We start from the raw sequence: 18,839 nt of genomic DNA, 5'->3' as shown, positions 1-18,839 counted from the left end.
GAGCCGCCCAACCAGGGAGGGTCGAGGCCACCAGGGCCGAGTCGTATGAACCGGAAGAGCGTGCTCAGGAACCCACTGCTGTGGATCGTCGCGGGGTTGCTGGCGTTGTTCGCGTACAACACGATCTTCGACAGTGATCGTGGGTACACCCAGGCACCCATCTCGGTGGCGAACTCCCAGATCTCCTCGAACAACGTCAAGGAAGCCAGCCTCGAGGACAAGGAACAGCAGCTCAAGCTGCTGCTCTCGAAGCCGGTGGACGTGGACGGCCAGCAGGTCACCCAGATCATTTCGCAGTACCCGGCGGACGCCACCCGCCCGATCTACGACTCGTTGATCGCGGCGAAGAACGGCGGCCAGCCGATCAAGTTCACCACCAAGGTGACCCAGCAGGGCGTGCTGACGCAGATCCTCATCTTCGCCATCCCGCTGGCCCTCGTCCTGGGCCTGCTGATGTGGATGATGAACAACGCACAGGGCGGCGGCAACCGCGTCCTCAACTTCGGCAAGTCCAAGGCCAAGCAGCTGAACAAGGACATGCCCAAGACGACCTTCGGGGACGTCGCGGGTGCCGACGAGGCCGTCGAAGAGCTGTACGAGATCAAGGACTTCCTGCAGAACCCGGCGCGCTACCAGGCGCTCGGCGCGAAGATCCCGAAGGGCGTGCTGCTCTACGGGCCGCCGGGTACCGGTAAGACGCTGCTCGCGCGAGCCGTCGCCGGCGAGGCGGGCGTGCCGTTCTACACGATCTCCGGCTCGGACTTCGTCGAGATGTTCGTCGGTGTCGGTGCCTCGCGAGTGCGCGACCTGTTCGAGCAGGCCAAGCAGAACGCGCCGTGCATCATCTTCGTCGACGAGATCGACGCGGTCGGCCGCCAGCGCGGCGCCGGCCTCGGCGGCGGGCACGACGAGCGTGAGCAGACCCTGAACCAGCTGCTCGTCGAGATGGACGGCTTCGACGCCCGCGGCGGCATCATCCTGATCGCGGCCACCAACCGGCCCGACATCCTCGACCCGGCGCTGCTGCGCCCCGGCCGGTTCGACCGGCAGATCCCGGTGTCCGCGCCCGACCTGCGCGGCCGCAAGGCGATCCTCGAGGTGCACGCCAAGGGCAAGCCGATCGCGCAGGGCACCGACCTGGGCAGCCTGGCGAAGCGGACCGTTGGCATGTCCGGCGCGGACCTGGCCAACGTGCTGAACGAGGCCGCGCTGCTCACCGCCCGCCAGAACGGGCACGTGATCACCGACGTCGCGTTGGAGGAGTCGGTCGACCGCGTCGTCGGCGGCCCCGCCCGCAAGAGCCGGATCATCTCCGAGAAGGAGAAGAAGATCACGGCCTACCACGAGGGCGGGCACGCGCTCGCCGCGTGGGCGATGCCGGACATCGAACCGGTCTACAAGCTGACCATCCTGCCGCGCGGCCGCACCGGCGGGCACGCCTTGATCGTCCCGGAGGACGACAAGGAGTTGATGACCCGCTCGGAGATGATCGGCCGCCTGGTCTTCGCGATGGGTGGCCGCACGGCGGAGGAGCTCGTCTTCCACGAGCCCACCACCGGCGCGTCCGCGGACATCGAGCAGGCGACGAAGATCGCCCGCGCGATGGTGATGGAGTACGGCATGAGCGCCCGGCTCGGCGCGGTCAAGTACGGCCAGGAGCAGGGCGACCCGTTCCTCGGCCGGTCGGCCGGGCGGCAGGCGGACTACTCGCTCGAGGTGGCGCACGAGATCGACGAGGAGGTGCGCAAGCTCATCGAGACGGCGCACACCGAGGCGTGGCACGTGCTGAACACCTACCGCGACGTCCTCGACGAGCTGGTCATCGAGCTCCTGGAGAAGGAGACGCTGCAGCGCAAGGACCTCGAGCGGATCTTCGCGACCGTCGAGAAGCGCCCGCACATCACCGTCTTCAACGAGTTCGGCGAGCGCACGCCGTCGGACAAGCCGCCGATCAAGACCCCGGGCGAGCTGGCGATGGAGCGCGGCGAGCCGTGGCCGCCGCCGGAGAAGGAGCCGAAGCCGGCCCTCAAGCCGGAGCCGACCCCGGTCGGCACGGCCCAGGGCGCGGGCGACCTGCCCGGCGGCCCGCCGTACCCGGCCCCGACGCCGGCGGACCCGAACGCCAACCCGTACGCTCCGCCGCAGCCGGGTGCCTACCCGAACGGCGGCCGTCCCTACGGCGGTCCGAACGGCGGCCCCAACGGCACGGCGCACTGGCCGCAGTCCTACGGCGGCCAGCAGCCCGGCGGCTACCCGGGCGGCCCGGCCGGCGGCCAGAGCGGCCCGCCGAACTACGGTGCCCCTCCGGGCTGGACCCCCGCGACCTCCCCCGGCGGCCAGCCGGGCCAGTCGTGGCGGCCTGGTGGTGAAGAACGCCCTCGTGAGCACGGCTGGTTCGCCGATCAGGCGGGCAACCAGCAGAACGAGGGAGAACGACGTGACGCGGATGGACCGGACAAGCCGTAGTGACGCCGACCGCCCGGTCTTCGACCAGGACCGGGCGGAGAAGGCGATCCGCGAGCTTCTCCTGGCGTGCGGTGAAGACCCGGAGCGGGACGGTCTCAAGGACACCCCCGCCCGGGTCGCCCGCGCGTACCACGAGATGTTCGCGGGCTTGTACACCGAGCCCGACTCGGTGCTGGACCGCACGTTCGACGAGTCCCACGAAGAGCTGGTGCTGGTCACGGACATCCCGATGTTCAGCCAATGTGAACACCACCTGGTCCCCTTCCACGGCGTCGCGCACGTCGGGTACATCCCGAACGCCGCCGGGAAGGTGACCGGGCTGTCGAAGCTGGCGCGGCTCGTCGACCTCTACGCCAAGCGCCCGCAAGTGCAGGAGCGCCTGACGTCGCAGGTGGCCGACGCGCTCGTGCGGAAGCTCGACCCGCGCGGGGTGATCGTCGTGATCGAGGCCGAGCACCTCTGCATGGCCATGCGCGGCATCCGCAAGCCCGGCGCGCGCACCACCACGTCGGCGGTGCGTGGGCAGCTGAAGGATTCGCCGTCGTCGCGAGCGGAGGCGCTCGACCTGATCAAGGCGCGCCGGTGAGCGTGGGGCTTCCCGCTCCCGGCCGGTGCGTCGTCATGGGCGTGCTGAACGTGACGCCCGATTCCTTTTCGGACGGTGGCCGGTACCTCGGCCTCGACCAGGCCTTGGAGCACGCGCGCGAGATGTGGGCGCGCGGCGCCGACCTGATCGACGTCGGCGGCGAGTCGACGCGGCCGGGTGCGGCCCGGGTGGACGCCGAGACCGAGCTGGCGCGCATCCTGCCGGTGATCCGGACGCTCGCCGGCGAAGGCGTGGCGCTGTCGGTCGACACCACGCGCGCGGCCGTCGCCGCCGCGGCGCTCGAAGCCGGCGCGCACGTGATCAACGACGTCTCGGGCGGGCTGGCCGATCCGGACATGGCGCGGGTAGCGGCCGAAACCGGCGTGCCGTGGGTGCTGATGCACTGGCGCGGGCACAGCAAGGACATGCAGGCGCTGGCGTCCTACACCGACGTCGTCGCCGATGTCCGGTCCGAGCTGCTGTCCAGGGTGGACGAAGCGCTGGCGGCCGGGGTGGCCGAGAGCGCGATCGTGCTGGACCCCGGGCTCGGGTTCGCGAAGAACGCCGAGCACGACTGGGCGTTGCTGCGCGGGCTGGACTCGTTGCTGTCGCTGGGTTTCCCGGTGCTCGTCGGCGCCTCGCGCAAGCGGTTCCTCGGCCGCCTGCTGTCCGAAAAGGACGGCACACCCCGCCCACCGGACGGCCGCGAGGACGCGACGGCGGCGATCTCCGCCCTCGCCGCCGCGGCCGGCGCGTGGGGCGTGCGGGTGCACGAGGTGGGAGCTTCGTTGGACGCGGTCGCGGTGGCCGCGGCGTGGTGGAAGGGTTCCCCGGATGTCTGACCGGATCACGCTGACCGGCCTGCGCGTGTTCGGCCGCCACGGCGTGTTCGAGCACGAAAAGCGCGACGGCCAGGAGTTCGTCATCGACATCACGGCCTGGCTCGACCTCGGGCCGGCCGCCGCGTCGGACGACCTGACCAAGACCCTCCACTACGGCGAGCTGGCCGAGCTGGCGGCGGGCATCGTCGCGGGCGAACCGTACGACCTCATCGAGAGCGTCGCGGGCAAGATCGCCGACGAGGTCATGCGCGACGAGCGCCTGAGCGCGATCGAGGTGACGGTCCACAAGCCGTCGGCCCCGATCCCGCTGACGTTCGACGACGTCGCGGTGACGGTCCGGCGCGACCGATGAGCCGCGCGGTCCTTTCCCTGGGCTCGAACCTGGGCGACCGGCTGGGCTTCCTGAAGCTGGCCCTGGACGCGGTCCGCCCGGCACTGGTCGCGGTGTCGAGCGTGTACGAGACGAAGGCGTGGGGCGTCGAAGACCAGCCGGACTTCCTGAACGCGGTCTGCGTGGTCGACGACCCGGCCCGCGACCACTGGGCGTGGCTGCGCACGGGCCAGTCGGCCGAACAGGCGGCGGGCCGCGTCCGCGACCTCCGCTGGGGCCCGCGCACCCTGGACGTCGACGTGGTCACGGTGGACGGCGTGACGTCCGACGACCCCGAGCTGCTCCTCCCGCACCCGGGAACCCCGGACCGCGCCAGCGTGCTGGTGCCCTGGGCGGAGATCGACCCGGCGGCGGTCCTGCCGGGCCACGGCCCGATCGCGACCCTGCTGGCAGCCCGCCCGGCGGACGAGGTGGCGACGGTCCGCCGGACGGACTTCGACCTGAGCTGAGCGAGCCGGCGGTGGCGGCCCGCCCGCGGCCTGGCCGAAGCCCGCGCGTGAGCGATGCCGGCCACGCCCCAGCTCGGCCGGCCGACTTCGCCGGCCACCAGCCCCCGGGGAGTTCGGCCGAGCTAGTCAACCCCCGTCGGGGCACCGATCGCCGAGCTGTCCTCCGCGATCGGTGACAGGACCAACGCCCTGAATGACTCATTCAAGACCTCCCAGGCAGGGCTCCGGCAAAGTCGCCGGGGGCCGGCCGCCCTCGGTCTGAACCGACCGGTGCCGGCCGCGGCGAGTGGGGCCGGGCGGCCCTGTGGTGTCTTGAATGAGTCATTCAGGACCTCCGAAGACCTGAATGAGTCATTCAAGACGTTCACCCCCGCAGGGCGGCCACCATGAACCGCACCGCGGGCTGGGCCGTCTGGACCGGGGGCCAGCCGTTGATCGTCGCCAGCAGCTGCCAGTACCGCTCCGCCCGGGGGTCGCCGCTTGTCTCGAACCGGTCCGCCATCTCCGCGCGGAACTCCGGGGACTCCGGGTCCTGGTCCGGTCGGGCGGTCGCCGCCGCGATGTCGGCCGCAAGCGTTTGCCCCGCTCCCGACGTGGGCGAATCGCCCGCCTGGACCGCCGCTTCCGCGCGGGCCATCCAGTCCGGCCAGTTCCGCTCCCACGCGTCCGTCGGCTGCCGGAACTCGCCCGCCTTGATCTGCTCGGACTGCTGCTCGCTCATGCCGCGGATCAGCGCCCGGAACGACGGGTCCTGCACCAGCTCGGCGAACTCGATCCACGCTTCCAGCTGCTCCGGCGACGGGTCGTCGGGCAGCTCCGGCTTACCCGCGCGCATGCGCTGGTAGAACTCCTGGTCCACGTCGAGCCCGGCGACCATCTCGTCCCAGAACTCGTCCACCAGCCGTTTGCGCTCTTCGTCCGACATCGACGCGAGACGGTTCATCAGGTTCACTTCCTCCAACTCGGAATTGCGCTTGGCCACCGCGCGCAGCACCGCCCGGCGCAGCCGCAGCCGCCGGATCTGCTCGTCCAGGGCCTCGACGTGCCGGGTCGCCAGCTCGCCGACCGTCGCCGGCTCCGCCAGTGCCGCGGAGACGTCGGCCAGGCCCAGACCCAGTTCCCGCAGCGTGCGGACCAGCTCCAGGCGGGCCATCGCCGCCGCGTCGTAGAGGCGGTAGCCGGCGTCCGTCCGCTCGGTCGGGGGCAGCAGGCCCTCGTCCGAGTAGAAGCGGATGGTCTTGACCGGCAGGCCCGTCCGCCGGGCCAGCTCGCCGATGGTGAATGTCGCGGTGGTACCCACTAGACGCATGGTGAACTCTCCAGTCGGGGGAGAGTCAAGCTTCGCACGGTACGGTTGACGTATGCACTTCACGCGGCCCCGTGACCTGGTCGTCGCCGGGCTGCTCGGCCTGGCGATCGGTTACCTGCTGTTCCAGATCGCCTACGGCTCGCTGCCCCAGCTGCCGCTGCTCGCCGGCATCACCTTGGCCGTCCTCGCGGTGATCGAGGCCGGGCTCGCGTTCTCCATCCGCTCGCGGATCAAGAACGGCCGCGTGGTCGCCGCGATCGGGATCGCCCGATCGGTGGCGCTGGCGAAGGCTTCGTCGCTCGCCGGAGCGTTCATGGCGGGCGCGTGGCTGGCCGCGCTCGCCTACCTTTTCCCGCGACGTGACGAACTCGTCGCCGCGGTGCTCGACACGCGCGCGGCGATCGTCGGCGTCGCGTCCGCCGCGGCCCTGGTAGCAGCGGGTTTGTGGCTCGAACACTGCTGCCGGACCCCGCGTGACCAAGATCGTGAGCACACCCGCGGGACGACCGGTTAGCGCTGGAATCCCACCGCTCGCTGGACCGAGTAGGTCTCGTTCGGATTACGAGCAGGTACGGTGTCAGTCATGACCGGCGTGGGTGACGACTCGCGCGGCCGCCTCTTGGGCAGGCCGTGGCTCGTCGTCGGATTCGTCCTCGCCATCGGAGCCACCCTCGCACTGGTGCTCAGCGACGACCTCCGCTATCTCCGGCTGGGGATCGTCGCCGCCCTCTGGGCTGCCCTGATCGGCGCTTTCCTCGCCGTGAAGTACCGCAAGCACGCGGCACAGAGCGAGGACGCGGTCGCCGAGGCGCAGGCTGTGTACGAGCTGGAGCTGGAACGCGAGATCGCGGCCCGGCGTGAGTACGAGCTGGAGATGGAGGCGGACAACCGCAGTGCCGCCGACTCCCGCGGGCGCGAGGAGCTGGAGGCGCTGCGCGCGGAGGTGTCGGCGCTGCGCGACAGCCTCCAGTCGCTGTTCGGTGGCGAGGTGCTGCTCGAACGCGTCGCGCTGACCGCGCAGGCGACCCGGATGCGCAAGCTGTCCGACGAGAACCGCATGGTCACCGACGGCGCGCCGAAGAAGAAGCCCGCCCAGCTGCTGGCCGCGAAGAAGCCGGTGCCCGAGGCGGGCGACCGGCCGACCGAGCTGATCGACCGCGTCCTCGACGAGCGCCGCCGGAAGGCGTCGAACGGCAAGCCCTCGAACGGCAAGGGGCTCGGCAAGGGCTTCGGCGGCAAGGCCGTCCCGAAGACCCCGGCGAACGTCTCGGTGCAGAGCACCCAGCAGATGGCCCGGCCGAAGCCGCTGAGCGAGCGCCGTCCGCCGGTGCCGGCGGTCGACCCGGCGCTGAACGCCGCGCAGCGCGAGCTGAAGGCCGCCGAGCTGCGGGCCGAGGCGGCGCGCCGCCAGGCGGAGTCGCAGCCGATGCGGCTGCCGAAGCCGGACGAGGTCGCGAAGCCCGAGCGCCGTCCGGACGCCGCCGCCGAGCCGACGCGGCAGGTGCCGCGGCCCGAGCCCAAGACCGAGATCCGGCGGGCGCCGGAGCCGAAGACGGAGATCCGCCGTCCCGAGCCGCCGCCCGCGCGCCGCGCGGAGCTGTCGCGCCCGGCGATGCGGCCCGCCGAGGTGTCGCGGCCGGACATCCCGCGCGTCGAGATGTCGCGTCCCGACATCCCGCGAGTGGAGATGTCGCGTCCCGACATTCCTCGCGTGGAGATGTCGCGCCCGGACATCCCGCGAGTGGAGATGTCGCGGCCGGACATTCCCCGGGTCGAGATGTCGCGGCCGGACATTCCTCGCGTGGAGATGTCGCGGCCGGACCTGCCGCGCGTCGGCCCGAAGCCGAACGGCGCGCGTCCCGAGCCGCGCAAGCCCGAGCCGCCGCGTGCGGCGCCGGGGCGGCCCGCGGCCAGCGTGCCGCCGCCGAAGCCGTCGGAGATGTCGCGGTCGGACATCCGGCCGGTCAAGGACCTCAGCGCCGCGTTCCAGAACCGCGACGACTTCGCCGAGCGGCAGCGCCCGAACCGGCCGAAGCCGCCGGAGCCGAAGCCGGCCCCGCCGCGGGACGCCACGGCGTCGCGCAACGACCTCCCGCCGGTCGCCCCGCCGACGACCCCGGTGCCGAGCAAGAGCACGCCGCCGCGGCAGCCGTCGCGGACAGACCTGCCGCCGGTCGTCCCGCCGACCACGCCGGTCCCGGCCGCCGACGGCCGCCGTCCGTCGCGGCTGGAGCAGTTCTCGCGGGCCGACATGTCGCCGATCCTCGACGAGCCGCCGTCCCGGCACAGCGGTTCGCACCGCGCGCCGGCGGAGGCCGCGCACGACAAGGCGCCGATCGCGAACCCGACGCTCCCCGAGTCGGTCCGCAACTTCCAGGGCCGGTCCGGCGGGCGCCGCCGCAAGCCGGACGAGTCGCAGCAGATGCCGCCGGTCCCCGCGCCGGAACCGACGGGCGGCGGCCGCCGCCGTCGCCCGGACGGCGAGCCCCCGGCGTGGGAGGGCATGGTCGCCGAGCGCGCTTCGATGTCGCGGCGCAACATGGCCCCGGTCGACCCGGCGGACGCCGAGCAGAACGGCAACGGCCGCAACGGCCACCGTTCGGCGGAGCCGCCCCCGGGCAGCGGTTCGCACGCGGCGGGCCGCTCGGTGAGCGAGCTGCTGGCGGCGAACGGCGGAACCGGCGCGACCCCGCGCCGCCGCCGTCGCGCGGAGGACTGAGCCCCGCAGCCGACCGGAAAGCCTCCGGCCCGCACGCCTCAAGGCCTCCGCAGATGCGCAGGCCACGCTCGGGCAGCGCCGTTGGGCCCGCCCCCGAGCGCCCCAAGGTGGCCTTGGGTGCGTCTGACGCACCGAAGGCCGCCTTGGGTGCGTCTGACGCACCGAAGGCCGCCTTGGGTGCGTCTCACGCACCGAAGGCCACATTGGGGCGCTTGTGGCCGCCCGCGTGCGGACCACGGCTCGGGCAGCGCCGGTCGGCCCGCTCCCGAGCGCCCCGATGTGGCGTTGGGGCGCGCCGAGGGGCGAGGTGGCGTTCCTTCTCCTGTCCGGTCTGCGTAGGGTGACCGCCTGTGAGCGGAACCCTCTCGCCCGCGACGGGACTCGACCGTGGCCGGCGGCCCCGGCGGATCACCGTGCTGCTGCCGGTGTTCGGGCTGATCGTGGTGGCCCTGTGCGGCCTGTTCCTGTTCGGGCTGGCCACCGCGCGGGTCGGGCCGCTCGCCGTCACCATCGGGGTGCTGGCCGCGCTCGTGCCGGTCGCCGGTGTCGTCGCCGGGTTCCTCTGGGTCGACCGGTGGGAGCCCGAGCCCGCCAAGTTCCTGCTGCTCGCGTTCGCCTGGGGCGCCTGCATCGCCACCATCACCGCGCTGCTCATCAACACCACCGCCGAGGCCGTGGGCGAGGAACTGCTCGGGACCGGCAACGGCAACACGCTCGCCGCGCTCGTCTCGGCTCCCGTGGTCGAGGAGGCCGCGAAGGCGCTGTTCGTCGTGCTCATCGCGTGGCGCCGGTCCAGCGAGTTCGACGGCGTCGTGGACGGGGTCGTCTACGCCGGGTTCAGCGCGGCCGGGTTCGCCTTCACCGAGAACATCTACTACTTCGGCCGCGCGTTCGCCGACTACGGCTTCGGGGACGGGCACAGCCAGGGTGTCATCACGGCGTTCTTCCTGCGTGGCGTGCTCGCGCCGTTCACGCACCCGCTGTTCGCGGTGCTGACCGGCATCGGGATCGGCATCGCCGCGCGGACGACCACCAAGGCGCTCAAGTTCGTCGCGCCGATCGCCGGCTACCTCGCCGCCGTCTGCCTGCACGCGCTGTGGAACAGCGCCGCGCTGCTCGGCGGGTCGAAGTTCCTCACCGTCTACTTCCTGATCATGGTGCCGCTGTTCCTCGGCGTCTTCTACCTGGTCATCCTGCAGCGACGGCGGGAGCAGCGGATCATCGCCGCCGCGCTGCCGCACATGGCGTCGGCGCGCTGGATCGCGCCGTCGGAGGTCGATCTGCTGGCCAGCCTGCCCGGGCGGCGGGCGTGGCGGCGGCAGGCGAAGCGGCAGTCCGGCAAGCAGGCCGCGAAGGCCGTCGCCCTTTACCAGGCGAGCGTGACCGAGCTCGCTTTCCTCGACCGGCGTGAGCTGCGCAGCGACGCCGACCGGCAGCGCCAGCGGGAGCTGCTGCGCACGTTGAAGTCCGCCCGGGCGGAGGCGACGCGCCTCGCCGACGAGGCCGCCCGCGGGTGAACCGGTCCGGGTGAAGCTGGTCACCCGGGTTCAACCCTTCGCGCTTAATCGAGTTAGTCTCGCGCCGTTCGTCCGGTACCCGGAGCGGGACTGGAACGAGAGCAGAGGGAGTCTGCCAGCCATGAGCGTCCACAGGCGCACGCCATGATGAGGCCCGCCCGCCTCGCGGTCGGCGTCGTGTCCGCCGGCCGGGTGGGCAGTGTGCTCGGCGCCGCGCTGGCCCGGGCGGGACACACCGTCGTCGCCGCGTCCGGCCTCTCCGCGGCGTCGCTGGCCAGGGCCGAACGCCTCCTCCCCGACGTGCCCCTCCTGCCGCCCGACGAAACCGTCGGCCGGGCGGACCTGGTGCTGCTCGCCCTCCCCGACGACGCGCTGGCCGGGATGGTCCGCGGGCTCGTCGCCACGGGGTCGTTGCGGCCGGGGCAGATCGTCGTGCACACCTCCGGCGCGCAGGGCATCGACGTGCTGGCGCCCGCGGCCGAAGCGGGGGCGCTGCCGCTCGCGCTGCACCCGGTGATGACGTTCACCGGCCGCGAGGAGGACCTCGAACGGCTGGCGGCGTGCAGCATCGGCGTCACCGCGGCCGAGGACGACGAAGCGGCCTGGAACGTCGGCGAAGCGCTGGCGGTCGAGATGGGTGCCGAGCCGGTGCGCATCCCCGACTCCGCGCGAGCGCTCTACCACGCTGCGTTGACCCACGGCGCGAACCACCTGATGACACTGGTCGCCGACTGCACGGAAGTCTTGCGGGAAGCCGGAATCGGGCATTCCGAACGCCTGGTCGCACCGTTGCTTTCGGCGGCGTTGGATAATGTGCTGCGGCACGGCGACCGCGCGCTCACCGGCCCGGTCGCCCGTGGTGATCTCGGCACCGTCCGCAAGCACCTCGCGGTGCTCACGGACCGGGCGCCGGACGTGGCACCGGCCTACCGGGCGCTGGCCAAGCGCACGGTGGCGCGTTCCCTCGCGGCCGGAGTGCTGCCGGACGCCGCGGCCGCCAAAGACCTCACCGAACTCCTCGACGATCCCGCCGAAGGGCAGCAAGACCAGTGACCACACCGAAATTCACCCGCGGCACGCTGAACGCGTTCGCGCCGCCCGAGCACGTCAGCCAGGTCAGCCGTGCGCTGCGCGCCGTCGGCCGCAAGGTCGCGCTCGTGCCCACCATGGGCGCGCTGCACGCCGGGCACCGCGAGCTGATCCGCCGCGCGAAGCGGCTGCCGAACACCGTCGTGGCCACCTCGATCTTCGTCAACCCGCTGCAGTTCGGCGAGGGCGAGGACTTCGAGGCGTACCCGCGGCCCCTGGACGCCGACCTGGCCGTGCTGCGCGAGGACGGCGTCGAAATCGCGTTCACCCCGAGCGCCGACGCCCTGTACGCCGACGGCGCCGCGGTGACCGTGCACCCGGGCCCGCTCGGCGACGAGCTCGAGGGCGCCGTCCGTCCCGGCCACTTCGCCGGCGTGCTGACCGTCGTCGCGAAGCTGTTCAACCTGGTGCGCCCGGACTACGCGTTCTTCGGCGAGAAGGACTACCAGCAGCTGGTGCTGATCAAGCGGATGGTCCGGGACCTGAACATCGACACGCGCGTCATCGGCGTGCCGACCGTGCGGGAACGCGACGGGCTGGCGCTGTCGTCGCGCAACGTCTACCTGACGCCTGAGCAGCGCGAAGACGCCGTCGTCCTGTCGGCCGCCCTCACCGCGGGGGCGTTCGTCGGCCGGGACGGCGCCGACGCGGTCCTCGAAACCGCGTGGAAGACCCTCGCCGCCCGGCCGGCGGTCGAGGTGGATTACCTGGAGTTGAGGGGAACCGACCTCGGGCCCGCGCCCGTCGACGGTGAGGCACGACTGTTGATCGCGGCCCGGGTGGGGAGTACCCGGCTGATCGACAACGTTTCGGTGCTGCTCGGCAAGGCCGTCGAGCACCCGGAGCGGCTGGACGCAGGGGAATAGGAGTCCACGATGTACCGCACGATGCTCAAGTCGAAGATCCACCGGGTCACCGTGACCCAGGCCGACCTGCACTACGTCGGATCCGTGACGGTCGACGAAGATCTGATGGAAGCCGCGGACCTGCTGCCGGGCGAACAGGTGTCCATTGTGGACGTCACGAACGGCGCCCGGCTGGAGACCTACGTCATCAAGGGCGAGCGCGGCAGCGGCGTCCTCGGCATCAACGGCGCGGCGGCGCACCTGGTGCACCCGGGTGACCTGGTCATCCTCATTTCGTACGGCCAGATGGAGGACGCCGAGGCCGCGCGGTACGAACCGCGCGTGGTGTTCGTCGACGCGGACAACCGGATCGTCCACCGGCACAGCGACCCCGGCTACGCGCCGGAAGGGTCGGGCCTGCTGAGCGGCACCGTGACGCTGCCGGACGACGAGACGGCGGTCTTCCCGGTCGCGGAGACGGCGGACGCCCGCCGCCTCGACGCGTTGCTGCACGCGGAAAGCTGACCCGCTTGCTGCTCACCGTCGACGTCGGCAACACGAACATCGTCCTCGGCCTGTGGTCCGGCCAGTCGCTCGTGGGTGACTGGCGCATGCGCACGGACGCGCGCATGACGGCCGACGAACTGGCGTTGACGGTGCGCGGCCTGCTCGGCCCGCACGCGGATTCGGTGACGGGCATCAGCGCGCTGTCGACGGTGCCGGCGGTGCTGCGCGAACTGCGCGTGATGCTTTCGCGGTACTACGCCGACGTGCCGAAGATCGTGGTGGAACCGGGCGTCCGCACGGGTGTCCCGCTGCTGGTGGACAACCCGAAGGAGGTGGGCGCGGACCGGCTGGCGAACACGCTGGCCGCGCACCACCTCCACCGCGGCACGGCGTGCGTGGTGGTCGACTTCGGCACGTCGACCAACGTCGACGCGATCTCTTCGCGCGGCGAGTTCCTGGGCGGCGCGTTCGCGCCCGGGATCGAGATTTCGGTGGACGCGCTGGCCCTGCGCGCGGCGGCGCTGCGGAAGGTCGAGCTGGTGCCGCCGCGGTCGGTGATCGGGAAGAACACCGTGGAGTGCCTGCAGTCGGGGATCCTGTACGGGTTCGCCGGGCAGGTCGACGGGCTCGTGAAGCGGATCGTGCGGGAGCTTTCGCCCGGTGGCGTGGAACCGGTCGCGGTGCTGGCGACCGGCGGGCTGGCGCCGCTGGTGATCGGGGAGTCGGAGACGATCACCGACCACGTGCCGGACCTGACGCTGCTGGGGTTGCGGCTGGTCTACGAGCGCAACATCCGCCCCTGACCGGTGGCCAGGGGCGGATGGCGGGTCAGCCGCGAGCCAGCCTGCGCCGCTCCAGCACGTACCCCAGCGCCGTCACCGCCAGCGCCGGGAAAGCCACCTTCGCCTGCGGAAACCGCCCTTCCCCCGGCGGATCGACCGCGCGGGACCCCGGGTAGGCCAGCGCCGAAACCTGCGTCACCCAGTACAACGACGCCAGCGCGGCCCCCGCGTCGAGGCCGGCCCGGCCCGAAGCGGGCCGCCACAGCTGCCACAGGCTGGTGACGCCCAGTGCCAGTCCCAGGCTCATCGTCTGGCCGTTGTGGAACTTCGCGTGCGGTGGCCACGCGGGGTTGTACACGTGGGTCTCGTTCCAGTCGGCGCGGTACGGGCCCACGGCCGTCAGGAGTGAAGTCAGCGAGATCAGCGCTCGCCCCAAGGGTTTCCGGCTCATCCCGCCAGTATCGAACCTCCACCTTGATCGAGGTCAATGCAGCAGCTTGAGTCCGACGACACCCGCCAGGATCAGCGCCAGGCAGGTGATCCGCGCCGCCGAAGCGGAGTCGCCGAGCACGACGATGCCGTAAAGGGCGGTGCCGATCGTGCCGATGCCGACCCAGATCGCGTAACCGGTGCCGAGCGGGATTTCGCGGAGTGCGTACGCCAGCCCGCCCATGCTCAGCGCGAGGGCGAGCACGAACGTCACCGCGGGAACCGGGCGGGAGAGCCCCTTGGACGCGCCGAGCGCGGCCGCCCAGACGGTTTCGAAAACGCCGGACAGGATGAGGACGAGCCAGGACATGACGAGCCTTTCGCAGTGTGTGGAACCACTGCGCCGTCTTGTCCTGACCGGGTACGACGCGCTCGTCCGGGGCCGGCCGCGGACGCGGGGGCCACTTCCGAAGCTAGCACGCCGGAGGCGTCAACGGCGGCGGGCGCGCAGTCCCCAGGTGACCAACGGGAGGTCGAACTCACCATTCGCCGTCGCCGGATTGGCCGCGAGGAAGTCGCGAAGGCGGGCCAAGAGCGCGGCCGACTCCGCCGGGGACGAGACGATCACGAGGGAATAGGTCGCGATCGTTTCCAGCAGCGTCTCCGCGGTGCGCCGTTGCACATGGTGAAACCGTTCCTGGTCGAACGGCTCGAACGCCGGGTGCGCCACCTCACGCAAATCGTCGGTCGACGCCGGCTTGCGGGCGCCGTCGCGGCCCAGTTCGGTGAACTCGGCCACCCACGGGACCGATTCGTCCTCGTAGTTCCACATCGGCACCAGCACGCCGCCGGGACGCAGCACGCGGCCGATCTCCGTCATCGCCGCCGGCACGTCGAACCAATGGAACGCCTGGCCGACGAATACCGCGTCGACCTCGGCGTCGGGCACCGGGATCCGTTCCGCGCGGCCGGCCAGCGCGGTCGCCGACGGCACCCGCCGCGCCAGTTCCGCGCGCATTTCCGGGTCGGGTTCGACGGCGGTGACGTCGAGGCCGAGGTCGGTGAGGCCGCGGGTCAGCTTGCCCGTTCCGGCGCCGAGATCGAGCACCCGCCGCGGCGTTCCGGTGGCCCCGGAAAGGCCCCACTCGATCGCTGCCCGCGGGTAATCGGGCCGGTGCTCGGCGTACGCGGCCGCGCGGCTGCCGAAGGAAGAAGCCCGCCGGGCGCGGGTGGGATCACTCACCGGGCCAGGTTAATGGAAGGAAAGTAAAGGTAATCCGGTTGGCGTAGCGCGCGGCGGGGTTCGTACCCTATGGGCCATGACCGAAAACCCCGCTTCCACCAGCGACCCCGCCGAAGACGAACTGCCCGAGCAGATGCGGGTGCGCCGGGAGAAGCGCGACCGGATCCTCGCCGAGGGCATCGATCCCTACCCGGTCGAGGTGCCGCGCACGCACTCGCTCGCCGAAGTGCGGGCGGCGCACGAAGGGCTGCCCGTCGACACCGCCACGGGCGAGACGGTCGGCGTCACGGGCCGGGTCATGTTCCTGCGCAACACCGGCAAGCTGTGCTTCGCCAGCCTCCGCGAGGGCGACGGCACCGAGCTGCAGGCGATGATCAGCCTGGCGAAGGTCGGCGAAGACGCGCTGGCGGCGTGGAAGGCCGACGTCGACCTCGGCGACCACGTGTTCGTGCAGGGCGAGGTCATCACGTCCAAGCGCGGCGAGCTGTCGGTGATGGCCGACGCCTGGCGCCTCACGTCGAAGGCGCTGCGCCCGCTGCCCAACGCGCACAAGGAACTCGCCGAGGAAACGCGGATCCGCCAGCGCTACGTCGACCTCATCATGCGCCCGCGCGCGCGGGACGTCGTGCGCACCCGCGCCGGCGTGGTCCGGTCGCTGCGGGAGTCGTTCCACCGCCGCGGGTTCACCGAGGTAGAGACGCCGATGCTGCAGACGCTGCACGGCGGCGCCGCGGCCCGCCCGTTCGTCACGCACTCGAACGCGTTCGACATGGAGCTGTTCCTGCGGATCGCGCCGGAGCTCTACCTCAAGCGCTGCGTCGTCGGCGGCATCGAAAAGGTCTTCGAGATCAACCGCAACTTCCGGAACGAGGGCAGCGACTCTTCGCACTCGCCGGAGTTCGCGATGCTCGAGTACTACGAGGCGTACGCCACTTACGACACGAACGCCGTGATGACGCGGGAGCTGATCCAGGAGGCCGCGCAGGCCGTGCTGGACACCCAGGTCGTCACGCTGCCCGACGGTTCGGAGTACGACCTCTCCGGCGAATGGACCACACTCGGAATGTACGAGTCGTTGTCCGATTCCCTCGGCGAAGAGGTGACGCCGGAGACGCCCGCGGCCAAACTGCACGGATTCGCGCAGGCCAGGGGCCTCGAAGTGGATCCGAAGCTCGGGCACGGGAAGCTCGTCGAGGAACTGTGGGAACACCTCGTCGGAGATCACCTGCACGCACCGACGTTTGTCCGTGATTTTCCGCTGGAGACGTCGCCATTGACGAGGCAGCACCGCTCGCGGGCGGGCGTGGCCGAGAAGTGGGACCTCTACGTGCGCGGATTCGAACTCGCCACCGGATACTCCGAGCTGGTCGATCCGGTCGTCGAACGGGAACGGCTCACCGAACAGTCGCTGCTGGCCGCGCAGGGTGATAGCGAAGCCATGCGGCTGGACGAGGATTTCCTGCGGGCGCTGGAGTACGGAATGCCCCCGAGCGGCGGCGTCGGAATGGGGATCGACCGGCTGCTCATGGCGCTGACCGGTCTCGGTATCCGGGAGACGATCCTCTTCCCGCTGGTACGTCCGGAATAACCCGCCCGTGTGAGGATAGCGGCCGGTTATCGCATAGAGATTTGCGCTGCACTCCCGGAGCGGGTACTAATGTTCTAGACAAAGTCTTCTGTCCCCGGGGCTCGCCCCGTCACCAGATCATTGAGTAAGCCCCGCAGGAGGAAACAGATGGCGCAGAAGGTGCTCGTCTCGCTGGTGGACGACCTGGACGGCAGCGAGGCCGAAGAGACCGTCGAGTTCGGTTTGGACGGCGTCAGCTACCAGATCGATCTCTCCTCGGAAAACGCCGAGGAGCTGCGGGACGCCCTCGCCCAGTATGTCGAGCACGCGCGGCGCGCGGGTGGCCGCAAGCGCGCTTCCGTGCGCCCGGTCTCGGGCAAGGGATCGGCTCGCCCGGCCGCGGTCGACCGTGAGCAGAACCAGGCCATTCGCGCTTGGGCGCGCAAGAACGGTTACGCGGTTTCGGACCGGGGCCGCATCCCCTCCGAGGTCGTCGAGGCCTACCACAAGAAGAACTGAGGGCCGTTCACGAGGTGCTGGAGGCCGCCGGGCGAATTCGCCCGGCGGCTTTCTTCATGTCCGGTCCTTGTCCGGTTCGGCGGCCTGAGCCGTCCGGGCGTACTCGGCAGGCGACTGGCCGGTCACCGTCCGGAAATCGCGGATGAAGTGCGACTGGTCGCTATAGCCCAGTCGAACCGCCAGTCCGGCGTAATCCGGCCGCCCTTCCGTGACCAACCGCTGCGCAGCGTCGTTGAGGCGGTATATCCGGATCGCCCACTTGGGCGGGCAGCCGACGTGTTCGGCGAACAACCGCTGGACGGACCGGGTGGTCAGTCCAGTATCCGCGCACAGTTGCGCCACCCGGGTAATTCCCGGATCGCGTGCGATTGATTCCACCGCCTCGGCGGCCTGGCGCGCGGCCGGGGAGAGCCGTACCGGATTTGCGATCAGCAAGTTGTCGATCGCACGGACCATTTGCGCGTCGTCGCCCGCCGTGCGCACCGATTCCGCGGCCCGGATCGCCGCCGGCCCGAAAACGTCCGTGAGCGGGACGGATCGGTCGGCGATGTCACTCACGGGGCGGCCGAGGAACGCGCGGAAGCAGCCGGGCCGGAAACGCACGCCCAAACCCTGCACGCGGCCCGTGAGGCGGTGGGAAAAGACGTCGCGCGCCGGGCCGTACACCCCGGACGCCCCGGGGAAGAACGTCACGTGCACCGCGAGGTTCGGCAGCACCCGCTGCTCGTGCGGTGGCTCGCCGCGCCGGTCCCAGCGCAGGACCCAGTGGTAGTCGACGAAGTCCGCCAGCGCCGGGGCGGGCGGGTGCCTGGTCAGCGTGAACATCGTGCGCGCGGTGGCCTCGGCCACGATGCCGCGCGGGATCCGGTGCGCCACGCCCCACACGGTAGCTGTCGCGTTCGTCCAATACGGGCCGCCGGAGACCGGCTTGGCTCGCCGGCATGACTGCCGAACTGCTGCGGCCCGCCGCGGCCGAATTCGTCCGGGTCGCCACCGCGGTGACCGAGCTGACCGCGCCGACGCCGTGCGACGGCTACGACGTGTGCGGCCTCCTGAACCACCTCCTGCACTGGGGCCCGTGGCTGCTGGCCGCCGGACGGCGCGAGGAGCCGCCGCCCGCCGGGACCGAGGCGGAGGCGGCGCTGGTCGGCGAGGACTGGCGAGAGGTGCTGGAGAAGCAGACCGAGACGCTCGTGGACGTCTTCGGGACGCCGTCGGCGTGGACGGGCACGACGGCACTGGGCACGGCCCGGCTGCCCGCCTCGGTGGTCGGCGCCATGGTGCTGGGCGAGTTCGTGCTGCACGGCTGGGACCTGGCCCGGGCGAGCGGCCAGGAGCTGGTCTGCGCCCCCGAAGCGGCGACGGTGGTGTACGAGTCCGCGGTGCTGATGGGCGAGCAGGCGCGCTCGATGGGCGTCTACGGGCCCGAGGTGGTTGTTCCCGACGGTGCGTCGGCGCTGGACCGGGCGCTGGGCGCCTCCGGGCGCGACCCGTCCTGGACGCCCTGACCAATGCGCCCCAAGGTGGCCTTCGGTGCGTCAGACGCAACCAAGGCGGCCTTCGGTGCGCGAGACGCAAC

The 18,839-nt window shown here is 71.5% G+C and carries 20 protein-coding genes and 1 riboswitch; of the genes, 15 read left to right on the top strand and 5 right to left on the bottom strand.

All coding sequences use genetic code 11. From position 1 onward, the window contains the following. Window positions 1-45 precede the first annotated feature (45 nt). Genes ftsH through folK form a run of 5 tightly spaced genes read left to right on the top strand, consistent with a single transcriptional unit; the run spans window position 46 to window position 4,734 of the window. Window positions 46-2,466, top strand: a complete 2,421-nt coding sequence (gene ftsH, locus EIY87_RS14740; protein ID WP_125308264.1) for an ATP-dependent zinc metalloprotease FtsH — start codon at window positions 46-48, stop codon at window positions 2,464-2,466. Continuing rightward, on the top strand, window positions 2,447-3,052 hold the full coding sequence (folE, locus tag EIY87_RS14735; RefSeq protein WP_191984158.1) for a GTP cyclohydrolase I FolE: 606 nt from the start codon (window positions 2,447-2,449) through the stop codon (window positions 3,050-3,052). The genes ftsH and folE overlap by 20 nt, the downstream gene beginning before the upstream one ends. Window positions 3,053-3,087: 35 nt before the next feature. Further along, complete coding sequence (folP, locus tag EIY87_RS14730; protein ID WP_125309759.1) at window positions 3,088-3,894, top strand: dihydropteroate synthase; 807 nt, start codon at window positions 3,088-3,090, stop codon at window positions 3,892-3,894. Beyond that, window positions 3,887-4,246: a dihydroneopterin aldolase gene (gene folB / locus EIY87_RS14725; protein ID WP_125308262.1), complete on the top strand. Its 360-nt coding sequence runs from the start codon at window positions 3,887-3,889 to the stop codon at window positions 4,244-4,246. Before folP ends, folB begins: the two co-directional genes overlap by 8 nt. Further along, window positions 4,243-4,734: a 2-amino-4-hydroxy-6-hydroxymethyldihydropteridine diphosphokinase gene (gene folK / locus EIY87_RS14720; protein ID WP_125308261.1), complete on the top strand. Its 492-nt coding sequence runs from the start codon at window positions 4,243-4,245 to the stop codon at window positions 4,732-4,734. Before folB ends, folK begins: the two co-directional genes overlap by 4 nt. 364 nt (window positions 4,735-5,098) lie before the next feature. Here folK and EIY87_RS14715 read toward each other — a convergent pair whose 3' ends face one another. Then, a complete protein-coding gene (locus EIY87_RS14715; protein ID WP_125308260.1) occupies window positions 5,099-6,034 on the bottom strand; it encodes a helix-turn-helix domain-containing protein in 936 nt (311 codons plus the stop codon). A gap of 61 nt (window positions 6,035-6,095) precedes the next feature. On the opposite strand from EIY87_RS14715, the gene EIY87_RS14710 reads away from it, so the two are divergent. The 7 genes from EIY87_RS14710 to EIY87_RS14680 all read left to right on the top strand — a co-directional run bounded on the left by EIY87_RS14710 (window position 6,096) and on the right by EIY87_RS14680 (window position 13,523). Beyond that, entirely contained in the window at window positions 6,096-6,557 is a 462-nt protein-coding gene (locus EIY87_RS14710; RefSeq protein ID WP_125308259.1) for a DUF3180 domain-containing protein, read from the top strand. Window positions 6,558-6,626: 69 nt separating this feature from the next. After that, window positions 6,627-8,762, top strand: a complete 2,136-nt coding sequence (locus EIY87_RS14705) for a DUF6779 domain-containing protein (RefSeq protein ID WP_125308258.1) — start codon at window positions 6,627-6,629, stop codon at window positions 8,760-8,762. 413 nt (window positions 8,763-9,175) lie between these two features. Further along, window positions 9,176-10,279 carry a PrsW family intramembrane metalloprotease gene (locus tag EIY87_RS14700; RefSeq protein ID WP_125309757.1) on the top strand — a complete coding sequence of 368 codons (1,104 nt, stop codon included), beginning with the start codon at window positions 9,176-9,178 and terminating at the stop codon, window positions 10,277-10,279. Between the two features lie 90 nt (window positions 10,280-10,369). After that, window positions 10,370-11,332, top strand: coding sequence for a Rossmann-like and DUF2520 domain-containing protein (locus EIY87_RS14695; protein WP_404800057.1), 963 nt, complete (start codon window positions 10,370-10,372; stop codon window positions 11,330-11,332). Beyond that, window positions 11,329-12,234 carry a pantoate--beta-alanine ligase gene (gene panC / locus EIY87_RS14690; RefSeq protein WP_125308256.1) on the top strand — a complete coding sequence of 302 codons (906 nt, stop codon included), beginning with the start codon at window positions 11,329-11,331 and terminating at the stop codon, window positions 12,232-12,234. The genes EIY87_RS14695 and panC overlap by 4 nt, the downstream gene beginning before the upstream one ends. Window positions 12,235-12,243: 9 nt before the next feature. Beyond that, on the top strand, window positions 12,244-12,738 hold the full coding sequence (gene panD, locus EIY87_RS14685; RefSeq protein ID WP_125308255.1) for an aspartate 1-decarboxylase: 495 nt from the start codon (window positions 12,244-12,246) through the stop codon (window positions 12,736-12,738). Window positions 12,739-12,743: 5 nt separating this feature from the next. Beyond that, on the top strand, window positions 12,744-13,523 hold the full coding sequence (locus tag EIY87_RS14680; protein WP_125308254.1) for a type III pantothenate kinase: 780 nt from the start codon (window positions 12,744-12,746) through the stop codon (window positions 13,521-13,523). 25 nt (window positions 13,524-13,548) lie between these two features. On the opposite strand, the gene EIY87_RS14675 is transcribed toward EIY87_RS14680, so the two are convergent. From EIY87_RS14675 to EIY87_RS14665, 3 genes are all read right to left on the bottom strand, one after another. Next, window positions 13,549-13,953: a DUF6640 family protein gene (locus tag EIY87_RS14675; protein ID WP_125308253.1), complete on the bottom strand. Its 405-nt coding sequence runs from the start codon at window positions 13,951-13,953 to the stop codon at window positions 13,549-13,551. A gap of 33 nt (window positions 13,954-13,986) precedes the next feature. Then, window positions 13,987-14,301, bottom strand: a complete 315-nt coding sequence (locus EIY87_RS14670; RefSeq protein ID WP_125308252.1) for a DMT family transporter — start codon at window positions 14,299-14,301, stop codon at window positions 13,987-13,989. A 27-nt stretch (window positions 14,302-14,328) separates the two neighbouring features. Then, window positions 14,329-14,384, bottom strand: a riboswitch (guanidine-III (ykkC-III) riboswitch). A 37-nt stretch (window positions 14,385-14,421) separates the two neighbouring features. Beyond that, a complete protein-coding gene (locus EIY87_RS14665) occupies window positions 14,422-15,174 on the bottom strand; it encodes a class I SAM-dependent methyltransferase (protein ID WP_125308251.1) in 753 nt (250 codons plus the stop codon). A 76-nt stretch (window positions 15,175-15,250) separates the two neighbouring features. Between EIY87_RS14665 and lysS the strand changes: the two genes are divergently transcribed. Together lysS and EIY87_RS14655 are read left to right on the top strand one after the other, a co-directional pair. After that, the gene (gene lysS, locus EIY87_RS14660; protein WP_125308250.1) at window positions 15,251-16,762 is read left to right on the top strand and encodes a lysine--tRNA ligase; all 1,512 of its coding nucleotides are present in this window, start codon (window positions 15,251-15,253) and stop codon (window positions 16,760-16,762) included. A gap of 147 nt (window positions 16,763-16,909) precedes the next feature. Then, complete coding sequence (locus EIY87_RS14655) at window positions 16,910-17,260, top strand: histone-like nucleoid-structuring protein Lsr2 (protein WP_086858523.1); 351 nt, start codon at window positions 16,910-16,912, stop codon at window positions 17,258-17,260. A 54-nt stretch (window positions 17,261-17,314) separates the two neighbouring features. Here the strand turns inward: EIY87_RS14655 and EIY87_RS14650 are convergent, their stop codons facing one another. Then, entirely contained in the window at window positions 17,315-18,136 is an 822-nt protein-coding gene (locus tag EIY87_RS14650) for a helix-turn-helix domain-containing protein (protein ID WP_225439872.1), read from the bottom strand. A 65-nt stretch (window positions 18,137-18,201) separates the two neighbouring features. On the opposite strand from EIY87_RS14650, the gene EIY87_RS14645 reads away from it, so the two are divergent. After that, entirely contained in the window at window positions 18,202-18,768 is a 567-nt protein-coding gene (locus EIY87_RS14645) for a TIGR03086 family metal-binding protein (RefSeq protein WP_125308249.1), read from the top strand. Window positions 18,769-18,839 lie beyond the last annotated feature (71 nt).

It is taken from the genome of Amycolatopsis eburnea, assembly GCF_003937945.1.
Classification (GTDB): Bacteria; Actinomycetota; Actinomycetes; order Mycobacteriales; family Pseudonocardiaceae; genus Amycolatopsis; species Amycolatopsis eburnea.
Note: the sequence above shows the minus strand (reverse complement) of the source record. Positions and strands in the feature narration are given on the sequence as shown.